Genomic DNA, 11,814 nt, shown 5'->3' with positions numbered 1-11,814 from the left:
CCACTGCAATCATCCGCCGTCATTAACGAAGCAGTACAAACCTTGCGTGATGGCGGTTTAGTCGCCTTTCCTATCGAGACGGTATATGGTTTATGGGCGGATGCCAAAAATCCACAGGTGATTCACAAAGTATTTGCCACTAAAGGTAGACCATCGAATCATCCTTTAATTGTGCATTTGGCTGCGCCAGATAGATTTGACCAGGCGCAAGTGGATTGGGTTCCAATCTTGGCACCTTGGACCAGAGATTTATCTGAAGACACCTTAAAACTGATTAACGCATTTTGGCCGGGATCTTTAACGCTAGTCTTTAAGAAAGATAAAAGTGTTCTGAATGATTTAACGGGCGGTCAAGATACAGTCGCCATTCGTGCGCCTGCCCATCCGATTGCTCAAGAGTTGTTGCGCAAATTTAAAGGTGGTGTTGTAGCGCCATCAGCTAATCGCTTTGGCAAGGTTTCACTTACAAGCGCCGCAGACGTCCGTGCTGAATTTGAAGATGTGCTCGATTTAATGATCTTGGATGGTGGGGATTGTGAGATTGGCATTGAGTCAACCATTATTGATTTGTCATCCGGTGATAAAGCGGTATTGCCCAGACCCGGAGCGATTACACCAAGTGAGATCTTGGCAAAGACAGGGGTGAATGTCTATCAGCCTAACGAACTCAAGAGTGATGAAGCTATGGAGGATCTTCCCAAGATATCCGGAAGTCTGAAGGCGCATTACGCACCAACTACTCCTTTGCGTTTATATGCTCCAGGTCGCGTGTTGGATGCTTTAAGCGAGTTTCCGGATATTAACTCTCGTGTGGCTGTGGCGGTATGGGATTCTGAATCCTCATTAAGTGAAGACGGGCATCGATCGGCACACTGTGAAGAGATTGAAGTGCCAAGTGATAGCACTGCTTTTGCCAGTCGCTTGTATCGCTCTTTGCGTGACTTAGATCAGCCAGGGTGGGATTTGATTTTGTTTCCAGAGCCTCCAGCAGGTGAGAAGTGGGATGGCGTTAGAGACCGCCTTCAGCGGGCGTGTTTCGGCTCAGGACCATCTTCTAGCGGCCACGTTAACACCTGATCGTGGGCTTCAAGACCTCTCCAGGCATTGGGGTGGTTAATAAATGAAGTCACTGCATACATCTTTCCGGATTTACTCAAGACATAACCCGAGATTGCGCGTACATCCGCCAACGAGCCGGTTTTAATTCGGGCTTCAGGCTTCTTCTTCAGATGCAGGAATTTACGCAATTGATTCATGAGGCGGTTGCGCATCGTGCCGTCAGTGCCGGCTATCGGTAGGCTGTTATAAAACACTTCCGCCACAGGTAGATTGCGAGCACTTAATAGGAGTTGATTCATCTGCTCTGCGGAGATAGCTTCGTTGCGGGATAAGCCGGAGCCATTTTCAATCACCAAGTCTTTGAAGTTCAAACCGTTTTGCTTCAATCAGCTCTGAATAACTAAGTCGCCATTGGCAGTGGTGGCTGGCTTACCCATTTTTTCCAGTGCCACAGTCAAAAGAACTTGGCGAGCCATGACATTGTTGGAATACTTATTAATATCAACTACATCATCAGCCAGCTTGATACCCTCAAGCTGCAGCAGGAGTCGTGCGGCGAGAGGCACGGCACCATCTTTGCCAACAGGAGGCTGAGCCCAGCTACCACCAGCTAATTCCCGGGCGGCCGCACAGCCTTGTGTTAAGAAGGTATTGGCATCTAAGGCAACGATATTAAAGTTCACGCCTTTACAAGTATTGGGAAAAGCGCCTGAGAACTGCGCAGTCAAGGCTTGATCGGTATTGCTAATGCCCTCGGGATCTAAATTAAAGCGGATACCACTTTTCCAGTTATCACAAGAGCGATCGACTAGCTGCATTTGATTGACTACCTTCAATTGCGATAGTGCTGGCGTGTAACTAATGTCAATAAAGTCTGCGGTGCGTGATTTTCCTAGCTGAAAGGACAGGGTTCGGAAAGCATAGAGTAATGGATCTGGCGGTACGTTGTAAGCGCGCAAAGATTCGCCATCAATGGTGTTGTGCTCCATGACGCTGGGTGCATATGCGCTGCGATCAAAAATAAATTGCCATCAATCTTTTGCACACCAAGACTCTGCATATCTTTCATCATCTTCGCGAGCTCTTCAGGCACTACCTTCGGATCACCTGTGCCCTGCAAATACAAAGTGCCCTTCCAGACACCCTGACGAATAACACCATCGGTATAAAGATTGGTGCGCCAACGATATTGGGGTCCCAAAATATCTAGGCCCGAAAGGGTAGTGAGTAGCTTCCTTGTTGAAGCGGGATTCATGGCTACTTCAGAGCGCCAGTCCAGAATATTCTTGGCAACGTGTTTGCCAGGCTTGCCTGGTTCAATCTCAATCACCGAAATGCTAATGGCATCTTTCGGAATTTGGTTGCGTTCAAGACTGCTAGCTACGGATTGAGGAAGGGCTAAAGGCGTCTGTTGATTGGTGGCAGCAAAGGAGTTGGCGAAGCAGAGTGAACTTGCTATTAAAGCTGGGGTACGAAGACAATAAGGGCGCATGCCCCATAGAAGAAACCCACCCAATCAATGGTGGGTATTGCCGCAAACACTAGCATGCCGCATATTGAGACTTATGACTTTCAATTACTTGGTTTTGCTTCTTTAATAATTGAATAAAGGCATTGATCCCGGCGTTTAAATCATCTTCTCGCTCTAGGGCTTCGCAGGCGTTTGCAAATGATTTGGCGTCCAATAGTTGTGAACCACCTTTCACCTTATGAACCAGCATTTGGAAAGCTTCTTGATCGTGGTTTTCGTTTTTTAGGACTTGAAGGGTTTCATCATGCACCTTCTTAATTTCATCTAGGATGACTAAAACGTGATCAGGGTTTTGTTTTAGGAGATTGGCAAATGCTTCAAATGAGTATTCTTCATTTCCGATATTTTGAGCTTCTTTTTCGCTAAGTTCCTTCAATACGAAATAGCGGGTTAACTCATTTGCAAGGGTCATGAGACTCAGTGGTTTTATTAGGACACCGTTCATACCGGCTGCAAAGAATTGGTGACGTGAATCCAGGGCGTAGATATCGGCTGTTATGCCAATGATGATGAGATCGCGATGTCCTAAATCGCGAATGCGTTTCGCTAATTCTGAACCTTCCATGCCTGGAATAGATTGATCGGTTAGCAAGAGATCAAAATTGCTCTGGGTGATGAGCTCTAGAGCAGCATGGGCGTTATCGCAAACCGTTACCTCGATGCCAAACGCTTCTAATGGCAGTGAAATAATTTGCCTGCTAGCAGGATGATCTTCCACTACTAAAGCACACAAAGCCTGATTCGATTCGCTGCGATATGTTGAAACAAGCTTTCTGGAGCTTGTAGTGTTCGTTGGTTTGTTTATGACTGCGGCAATGCTGGTGCGAGGAAAGGCTACGCAGAAATGAATATTGCTACCAAGCCCAGGGGCGCTATCGAAATAGAGTTGACTATCCATTGAAGTGACCAAGTGGTTGGTGATTGTGAGGCCGAGACCAGTGCCATTGCGTTGTTCGCTAGTGCCCGGTATTGGTTCGAATGCTTGTAATGCAAGCGTAATATCTTCCGACCCAATCCCTACGCCGGTATCAATCACCCTAAACTCAATGAGCTGCCCTGCATGATCATCCGCTAGGACGCTGATAGAGAGGTAAATCTCCCCTTGATCGGTGAATTTAATGGCGCTGCTGATTAAGTTTTGTAGGATTTGCCGAAGACGTAGAGCGTCAATCATCAACACCTCGGCAATTCGGGGGTCTTTAGAGGTGTGGAGGGTGAGACCCTGTATCTGAGCAACCGCTGAAAATGACGAGTCAATACCGTCAATTAAAGAATTCAGGTTGCAAGGCTCTAAATTTAGTGTCAATTTGCCCGCTTCAATTTTGGAAAGATCTAAAACCTGATTCAGTATTCCCAAAAGAGACTCCGCTGAGGAATGCGCGCTTTTGAGTAATGCCTTTTCATTTTTAGGAAGGCGGCTGCTCAGCAATAGCTCCTGCACCCCTAATATGGCATTCATGGGTATGCGAATTTCATGACTCATTGTTTCTAGCAAGGAGGATGTGGCAGCATTTGCTTTTTCAGCAAGTTCTTTAGAGTTCATCAAGCTCTCGGTTTCTTGTGTATGTAGTTCGTTTTTCTTTGCATGCGCCAAACCAAAAAGATTCCGCCAAAGCGTGTCGTTATGGCGGATAACCACGCAAGTTTTTGATAATTCGACTGGTTTGCTTGGACTAGATTCTCATCTTGGTAGGCATCAAAGAGATTGCGTGACTCTATTGGGTGCAGACCATTGCGAAAGCGCTCAAATACGGTATGCAATGGCTCATCTTGATGAGAAATCAGCCAGTGATATTCAAAGGGTTCGCGACTATAGAGCCCATTCAGTCGTAATTGATCATCATTGACCTTCTGAATCAGCTGTCGCGCTAAACGTAGCGGCATGACAAGCGCTTCAATATCACTTTTGAGTAGATCAAAAAATTAATTTGTCGGCATAACTCGAAACGTTCGCCTGAGCATGCATCGGTGTTGGGGGATTTTCATAGCCACGATCAAAGTAGGCGATATTGATTGGCTCAATAGGCGCATCACTTTTTGAGCGCCTTGTCACAATAGCGTCGTGACCCCAAAAGATCGCTTCAGATAAAGAGCCAAACTGGAGATGTTCATCATCTAGTGTGGGTGGATCAATGATGAAGTCGACTTCCCCATTAGCTAATTGTTGTAAACCTTCCTGATCGCTTTTACGCCACTGCGGCAGAAATTCTTGATTGGTAAATTCGCTGAACTTGCTTAACAGTGCATGAAAAACCCCAGATTGGCCTTTTTCCTTGAGTTCTAAATAAGGGGCATATTTTTCATGAATGCTAAAACGTACTACAGGACGGGCATCGATCCACCTTTGCTCGGATGGGCTCAGTAAATTGGCAAAGGCATTGCCAATGAATCCACTGAACAGGAGAAATAAAGCAATCCGCTTGATAGATCGACGCATACTCGTTTAGCTTTCGATGATCTTATTCATACGGCAGAACAAAATGAGATCGGCAATCTTGTTAATTACTAGTTTGTCAAAGACTCTCGTTTTGTATGTGGCTACGGTCGTATTGCTGATATGCAGTATGTCTGAAATCTGTTGCTTGGTATTACCTTGACCAAGGTATTTCATGACTTGCAGTTCGCGATCTGAGATGAGTGCGAGCTTATCGTTATCACTTAATGAGCTGTTGCCATTTTTGCCGTGCGTGAAAAAGTTATAGCCTTGGGAGATGGCAACGCAGGCTGGTAAGATGACATCGGCCCCGGCGGTTTTATTGACAAAGCCATGGCCACCTAGTGAGCGTACTCTGCCTCCATATACCGCCTCATCCATACTAGAGAGAGCTAACATACGAACATCGGGATACAGTAGTCCGATGCGGCGGATAACGTCAAAGCCACCGGTCTTGGGCATATCCAAATCCAGGATCACCATATTCGGGTTAACTTCTTTCATGGATCTTAGGCACTCTTCGCCATTCTGAGCTTGTCCCGCAATCTCAAACAACAACTGGTCTTGCAACATACCTTTAAGGGCCATCAGCATTGCTGGATGGTCGTCTACCAACATCACGCGTTTTCTTATTACTTGTCTCCATTGTGGTTTAGGCGTTGATGAGGATGCATCGAAAAAATGGCTTTAGTGATTCGACTATCGTTAATTTGCCGCATCTGATGGCGACTCAGTGGCGCCATCATCAGGCCTCCATAGGCATGATCCGCAATGAGGGTTGAAGCGTTTTCTAAATCTGTGACTAGCCCAATATTGCTCGCATAGAGTTGTGTGGGTGAGCAGGGTGATTGCCTTAATTGGGAGCGTTCATTGCTTGCTAGATCGTGCTCGCGAATCGTCCTCATATCGATATGCACCCCCTCTAATTGCATCTCCGTAATCCAGTGCAGCTCTGCAATGCTGCCCGAGTAATTGAGGAAATGAAGTAAGACACCCAGTCTGCGTAAGCGGAGTAATCCCTTTTTGCAGGCATCGAGATTTTCTGATCCTGGAATGGATGACATACCAATTGCCACCAATCCAACAGGCAGGCGCGAGTTCAAAATGAGTTCACTCATGGCATCTACATACCCGTTTGAAGCAAGGGTATGTGTTGGGATTGGCAAAATTCCAGGAATAAAGCGACCACTGCGATGCCAATAGGCGATGGTGTCTAGGCCTTCCATAAAAAGACGCAGTAATTGCCTGTCCGAAGTCGTAAGCAATGGTCTAAATAAAGATCCTGTCAGTTTTGTTCCCTTGCAGTTAAAAAATGGGTTCATGGCTAATCGCTTGTCGTTTAGACCAGGATTGGTGTTCTTCGAGTGCTTGGCTACTCAAGCCAAACCAGGGGTCGCCACAGGCGTCTCGTACTTCGTTGAAGGGTTTGTTCTTCCATGCCTTTACAAGCGTGTACATCCGTGATTTCGGGCTCATCAGGATTCTCCAAGCGGTGACTATCCAGTCTAGGCAGGACGGATTTGAGCGGTAAGGGCTTTGGACTGATTTATCTGTAGGAATCGACCTATCTGCCTGTCCACAGTATAGATAGGGGCGAAATCCCCAAAGAATTTATGGTGATCTGCCCTTGAAATCCCGGGAATCAGACCTATATAATCAGCACTCCCTACATGCGAGTGCTAAAAAGGTAGTTTATTTGAATTTGTAAGTTACCCTTGAATTCCGTGTAATGAGATTGTAAAGCATTGCTTTATATAGTTTATTTAAATAGTTAACACTTACTAACATAGGAGAAGAGAGATGGATTTGCGTCCCTTACATGATCGCGTAATCATCAAGCGTTTAGATCAAGAATCAAAAACTGCTTCCGGAATCATCATTCCTGACGCTGCTGCAGAGAAGCCTGATCAAGGTGAAGTATTGGCAGTAGGCCCAGGCAAGCGCGATGACAGCGGCAAATTAAACGCACCTGACGTCAAAGTAGGCGATCGCGTGTTGTTTGGTAAATATGCAGGTCAAACAGTAAAAGTTGAGAGTGAAGAACTCATCGTGATGCGTGAAGACGACATCATGGCTGTTGTACAGAAGTAATTTTGGTATTTAAGAGAGGAATCTAATCATGGCAGCAAAAGACGTTGTATTTGGAGATATCGCCCGCACCAAGATGGTTGAAGGCGTCAACATTCTTGCTAATGCAGTGAAGACAACTTTGGGACCAAAAGGTCGCAACGTGGTGATCGAGCGTTCATTCGGTGGACCAACCATCACTAAAGACGGTGTATCCGTAGCAAAAGAAATCGAACTCAAAGACAAGCTCCAGAACATGGGCGCGCAGATGGTTAAGGAAGTTGCTTCCAAAACTGCTGACATCGCTGGTGACGGTACAACTACCGCTACTGTTTTGGCTCAGTCCATCGTTCGTGAAGGTATGAAATACGTAGTTTCAGGCCATAACCCAATGGACTTGAAGCGTGGTATCGATAAAGCTGTAACAGCTGCAATCGAAGAGCTCGCAAAAATCAGCAAGCCTTGTACAACCAGTAAAGAAATCGCTCAAGTAGGTTCTATTTCTGCAAACAGCGACCACAGCATTGGTCAGCGTATTGCTGAAGCAATGGAAAAAGTAGGTAAAGAAGGCGTTATCACTGTTGAAGATGGAAAGTCTTTGGAAGATGAGCTCGAAGTAGTTGAAGGTATGCAATTTGACCGTGGCTACCTCTCTCCTTACTTTATTAATCAACCAGAAAAACAAGTTGCCGTATTGGAAAACCCATACGTTCTCTTGTTTGACAAGAAGATTTCCAACATCCGTGATTTGCTCCCAGTACTCGAGCAAGTAGCAAAGTCTGGTCGTCTATTGTTGATCGTTGCAGAAGATGTTGAAGGCGAAGCCTTGGCAACTTTGGTTGTGAATAACATTCGCGGCATCATCAAAACTTGCGCTGTTAAGGCCCCTGGTTTCGGTGACCGTCGTAAAGCCATGCTGGAAGACATCGCGATTTTGACTGGCGGCACTGTGATCGCTGAAGAAATCGGCCTCACACTCGAGAAAACTACTCTTGAGCACTTGGGTCAAGCGAAGCGTATCGAAGTAGGAAAAGAAAACACAATCATTATTGACGGTGCTGGCGATGCTAAGGCGATCGAAGCTCGTGTGAAGAACATTCGTGTTCAGATCGAAGAGGCGACTAGCGACTACGACAAAGAAAAATTGCAAGAGCGTGTAGCCAAGTTGGCTGGCGGTGTTGCTGTGATTCGTGTTGGTGCCGCTACCGAAGTTGAGATGAAAGAAAAGAAAGCTCGTGTTGACGACGCATTGTATGCAACTCGCGCAGCTGTTGAAGAAGGTATTGTTCCTGGCGGTGGTGTAGCCTTGATTCGTGCAATGCAGGGTATCAAAGGTCTGAAAGGCGATAACGCTGATCAAGACGCAGGTATCAGCATCGTATTGCGCGCTATACAAGAGCCATTGCGTATTATCGTGAGCAATGCTGGCGAAGATGCAGGTGTTGTTGTGAATGCTGTGCAAGAAAGCAAAGGCAATAACGGCTACAACGCAGCTACCGGTGAATACGGTGATCTCGTTGCACAAGGCGTTATTGATCCAACTAAGGTAACCAAAACTGCATTGGTAAACGCAGCTTCTGTTGCTGGCCTCTTGTTGACTACTGATTGCGCTATTTCTGAAGCGCCAAAAGATGAGTCTGCTGGTGGTGGCATGCCTGATATGGGCGGCATGATGTAATAGCCCATCTCCAGCTAGCTTGCTGTAGAAACAAAAAGCCCGGTTCAAAAGACCGGGCTTTTTTTTATTGAATCCCAAAATCCAAGCAATAAAAAAACCGACCGAAGGCGGTCTTTTATTTAAGGTATTGAGTTGAATTACTCAACTGTCTTAACCATCTCTTCCACGACCTTCTTCGCATCACCGAAGACCATTATCGTTTTGTCCATGTAAAAGAGTTCATTATCTAAGCCAGCGTAACCAGCGGCCATAGAGCGCTTATTCACAATAATGGTTTTTGCTTTAAATGCTTCTAAGATTGGCATACCAAAGATCGGGCTACCTGGTGTACGTGCCGCTGGGTTGACAACGTCATTAGCACCAAGTACCAACACCACATCAGCTTGACCGAAGTCGCTATTGATATCTTCCATCTCAAATACTTGATCGTATGGAACTTCAGCTTCAGCCAAAAGCACGTTCATATGGCCAGGCATACGACCTGCAACTGGGTGAATTGCGTACTTCACAGTAACGCCATGGTGAGTTAACTTCTCAGTCAATTCTTTTAAAGCATGCTGCGCGCGAGCTGCTGCCAAGCCATAACCAGGAACAATAATGACGGTGTCCGCATTTTCCATAAGGAAGGCGGCATCTTCAGGTGAACCTGATTTGTGGTTCTTAGGGCCGCCGTCATCGCCACCACCTGCGGCTGCTTCGGCGTCAAAGCCACCAACCAACACAGCCAGAATAGAGCGGTTCATCGCTTTACACATAATGTAAGACAGGATGGCGCCAGAAGAGCCTACGCAAGCACCGGCAATAATTAACACTGGGTTGTTTAGGGTAAATCCAATACCCGCTGCCGCCCAACCAGAGTAGCTGTTAAGCATGGACACAACCACTGGCATATCGGCACCACCAATTGGGATGATTAAGGTCACGCCCAATACCAAAGCAATCGCGCACATCGCCAAGAAGGCTGCGTGGCTATCACCCATGTAGTAAGCGATAGCGGCGCCAACCATCGACACGGCCAATATCAAATTGAGGAAATGTTGACCAGCAAAACTGACTGGCTTGCCACTGACCTTGCCGGATAACTTGCCAAATGCAATGATAGATGCGGTAAAGGTAATGGCGCCAATAAACGCGCCGATAAAGAGTTCAATCTTCTGTGCGCCAGTATGGTCATGAGCGGGATTGAAGACGGCAGCGATTGCAATTAAGACTGCGGATAAACCCACGAAGGAGTGCATCAATGCAACCAACTCAGGCATCTTGGTCATTTGCACACGCTTAGCAGCAATCGTTCCAATAATGGCGCCACCGACAATCGCAGTGCCGATCAAAGAGATGGCTGGCTTGAAGTCGGGAATGAAGAAGGTCGTAACAACGGCTAACAACATACCAATCATGCCGAAGGTATTGCCTTGGCGAGAAGTTGTTGGTGAAGATAAGCCACGCAAAGCGAGGATGAACAACACCGATGAAACGAGATAAGAAATAGCGGTTATGTTTGACATAGTTTTGGTCTCTGTATAGGTCTTGTTCTATTTATTTAGCAGCATCAGCTGCATTTGCCTTAGGCGCTTTTTTCTTGAACATTTCAAGCATACGACGGGTGACCATAAAGCCACCAAAAATATTGATAGACGCGATGAACACTGCAACCGCACCAATGATGCTGGTTAGAGTGATTTCATCGCCACCGATGACTTCAGTTTGAAGTAACGCGCCAACGATGATGATGCCAGAGATGGCATTGGTCACCGCCATCAGAGGCGTATGTAATGCTGGGGTAACGTTCCACACTACGTGATAGCCAACAAAAATGGCCAGCACAAATACGGTAATGTTTTGAACGGTGAGGATGCTTTGAAAGGCAGCGAGATCCATAATGTTTCCTTAGTATTTTTTACTGTTAGTTTTTGCGGATGGCTTGGCCATCGCGACACATCAAGCAAGCGGTAACGATGTCATCGTCCGTTGGAATAACCAACTTGGCTTCTTTATCGACAATCAGTTTCATGAAGTCGAGCAAATTGCGTGCATACAGTGCTGAGGCATCAGCGCCAACCATGCTGGCTAAATTGGTGTAGCCCACAATCTTCACGCCGTGCACATCAATCACTTTATCTGCTTGAGTGAGAGGGCAGTTGCCTGAGCCGTTATCGCCTTTGCCGGCAGCCAAGTCGATGACTACAGAGCCTGGCTTCATATTGGCAACTGTGTCACTATGCAAAAGGACTGGGGGCTTACGTCCTGGAATCAATGCGGTAGTAATCACAATGTCATCTTGTTGCGCGCGTTCAGCAACCAAAGCCGCTTGACGCTTCATCCAAGCTTCAGGCATTGGGCGGGCATAGCCGCCAACGCCTTGAGCGATCTCGCGCTCTTCATCAGTCTCATAGGGAACGTCAACAAACTTAGCACCCAATGACTCGATTTGTTCTTTAGCTGCTGGGCGTACATCAGACGCTTCAATCACAGCGCCTAAGCGTTTTGCGGTTGCAATAGCTTGTAAGCCGGCAACACCAGCACCCAAAATGAGTACGCGTGCCGCTTTAACAGTTCCTGCCGCAGTCATCAACATAGGCATAAAACGTTGGTATTCATTGGCGGCAACGATTACTGCTTTGTATCCGGCAATATTTGCTTGAGAGGATAAGACGTCCATGCTTTGCGCACGTGTTGTGCGGGGCGCAGCTTCTAGAGAGAATGCAGTAACGCCTTGCGCAGCCATTGCGGCGATCATGTCGTTATCAAATGGATCGAGCATGCCCAAAAGCACAGCGCCAGATTTAATTTGCTTTAGTTCAGCTGCTTCGGGTGCGCGTACTTTGAGAACAATCTCCGCGCCAAACGCGTCAGCTGCGCTACCAATAGTTGCGCCAACAGCTTCATATGCAGAGTCAGGTTGACTCGCTCTTACTCCGGCGTCTTTTTGAATGACGACGGTATGACCTTGGCCGATGAGTTTTTTAACGGTTTCTGGTGTGGCGGCTACTCGAGTCTCCAAAGGCCTTGTTTCCAGTGGCACTCCTATGTGCATGACATGTCTCC

13 protein-coding genes and 1 pseudogene are annotated in these 11,814 nt (G+C 46.7%); 3 read left to right on the top strand and 11 right to left on the bottom strand.

The window, feature by feature from the left end:
* The first annotated feature begins 3 nt into the window (after window positions 1-3).
* A complete protein-coding gene (locus tag DXE35_RS07665) occupies window positions 4-1,077 on the top strand; it encodes an L-threonylcarbamoyladenylate synthase (RefSeq protein ID WP_269459906.1) in 1,074 nt (357 codons plus the stop codon).
* Here DXE35_RS07665 and DXE35_RS10745 read toward each other — a convergent pair.
* The 8 genes and pseudogenes from DXE35_RS10745 to DXE35_RS09840 form a co-directional block, all read right to left on the bottom strand.
* Window positions 1,023-1,877 (bottom strand): annotated as a pseudogene (locus DXE35_RS10745) (D-alanyl-D-alanine carboxypeptidase/D-alanyl-D-alanine-endopeptidase). The gene DXE35_RS07665 and the pseudogene DXE35_RS10745 overlap by 55 nt on opposite strands.
* A 74-nt stretch (window positions 1,878-1,951) precedes the next feature.
* The gene (locus DXE35_RS09845) at window positions 1,952-2,551 is read right to left on the bottom strand and encodes a D-alanyl-D-alanine carboxypeptidase (RefSeq protein WP_197714018.1); all 600 of its coding nucleotides are present in this window, start codon (window positions 2,549-2,551) and stop codon (window positions 1,952-1,954) included.
* A 49-nt stretch (window positions 2,552-2,600) separates the two neighbouring features.
* Entirely contained in the window at window positions 2,601-4,133 is a 1,533-nt protein-coding gene (locus DXE35_RS07655; RefSeq protein WP_114690109.1) for a response regulator, read from the bottom strand.
* Window positions 4,133-4,474 (bottom strand): hypothetical protein, encoded by a 342-nt coding sequence (locus DXE35_RS07650; RefSeq protein ID WP_114690108.1) that lies wholly within the window; start codon window positions 4,472-4,474, stop codon window positions 4,133-4,135. The genes DXE35_RS07655 and DXE35_RS07650 overlap by 1 nt, the downstream gene beginning before the upstream one ends.
* A 31-nt stretch (window positions 4,475-4,505) precedes the next feature.
* Window positions 4,506-5,027, bottom strand: a complete 522-nt coding sequence (locus DXE35_RS07645) for a type 2 periplasmic-binding domain-containing protein (RefSeq protein ID WP_114690107.1) — start codon at window positions 5,025-5,027, stop codon at window positions 4,506-4,508.
* Between the two features lie 6 nt (window positions 5,028-5,033).
* The gene (locus DXE35_RS07640; RefSeq protein WP_231970094.1) at window positions 5,034-5,642 is read right to left on the bottom strand and encodes a response regulator transcription factor; all 609 of its coding nucleotides are present in this window, start codon (window positions 5,640-5,642) and stop codon (window positions 5,034-5,036) included.
* Between the two features lie 14 nt (window positions 5,643-5,656).
* Complete coding sequence (locus DXE35_RS07635) at window positions 5,657-6,346, bottom strand: diguanylate phosphodiesterase (protein ID WP_197714017.1); 690 nt, start codon at window positions 6,344-6,346, stop codon at window positions 5,657-5,659.
* The gene (locus DXE35_RS09840) at window positions 6,330-6,500 is read right to left on the bottom strand and encodes a hypothetical protein (protein WP_197714016.1); all 171 of its coding nucleotides are present in this window, start codon (window positions 6,498-6,500) and stop codon (window positions 6,330-6,332) included. The genes DXE35_RS07635 and DXE35_RS09840 overlap by 17 nt, the downstream gene beginning before the upstream one ends.
* Before the next feature lie 324 nt (window positions 6,501-6,824).
* Between DXE35_RS09840 and DXE35_RS07630 the strand changes: the two genes are divergently transcribed.
* The gene (locus DXE35_RS07630; RefSeq protein WP_114690105.1) at window positions 6,825-7,115 is read left to right on the top strand and encodes a co-chaperone GroES; all 291 of its coding nucleotides are present in this window, start codon (window positions 6,825-6,827) and stop codon (window positions 7,113-7,115) included.
* Window positions 7,116-7,143: 28 nt separating this feature from the next.
* On the top strand, window positions 7,144-8,769 hold the full coding sequence (groL, locus tag DXE35_RS07625) for a chaperonin GroEL (RefSeq protein WP_114690104.1): 1,626 nt from the start codon (window positions 7,144-7,146) through the stop codon (window positions 8,767-8,769).
* A gap of 137 nt (window positions 8,770-8,906) precedes the next feature.
* On the opposite strand, the gene DXE35_RS07620 is transcribed toward groL, so the two are convergent.
* Genes DXE35_RS07620 through DXE35_RS07610 form a run of 3 tightly spaced genes read right to left on the bottom strand, consistent with a single transcriptional unit; the run spans window position 8,907 to window position 11,803 of the window.
* Window positions 8,907-10,274: an NAD(P)(+) transhydrogenase (Re/Si-specific) subunit beta gene (locus tag DXE35_RS07620; protein ID WP_114690103.1), complete on the bottom strand. Its 1,368-nt coding sequence runs from the start codon at window positions 10,272-10,274 to the stop codon at window positions 8,907-8,909.
* A gap of 31 nt (window positions 10,275-10,305) precedes the next feature.
* Window positions 10,306-10,647, bottom strand: a complete 342-nt coding sequence (locus tag DXE35_RS07615) for a proton-translocating transhydrogenase family protein (protein WP_114690102.1) — start codon at window positions 10,645-10,647, stop codon at window positions 10,306-10,308.
* Window positions 10,648-10,672: 25 nt separating this feature from the next.
* Window positions 10,673-11,803, bottom strand: coding sequence for a Re/Si-specific NAD(P)(+) transhydrogenase subunit alpha (locus DXE35_RS07610; RefSeq protein ID WP_114690101.1), 1,131 nt, complete (start codon window positions 11,801-11,803; stop codon window positions 10,673-10,675).
* Between the last annotated feature and the right edge of the window lie 11 nt (window positions 11,804-11,814).

Origin of the sequence: Polynucleobacter necessarius (genome assembly GCF_900095215.1) — a bacterium.
In the GTDB taxonomy this organism is placed as follows: Bacteria; Pseudomonadota; Gammaproteobacteria; order Burkholderiales; family Burkholderiaceae; genus Polynucleobacter; species Polynucleobacter necessarius_H.
Note: the sequence above shows the minus strand (reverse complement) of the source record. Positions and strands in the feature narration are given on the sequence as shown.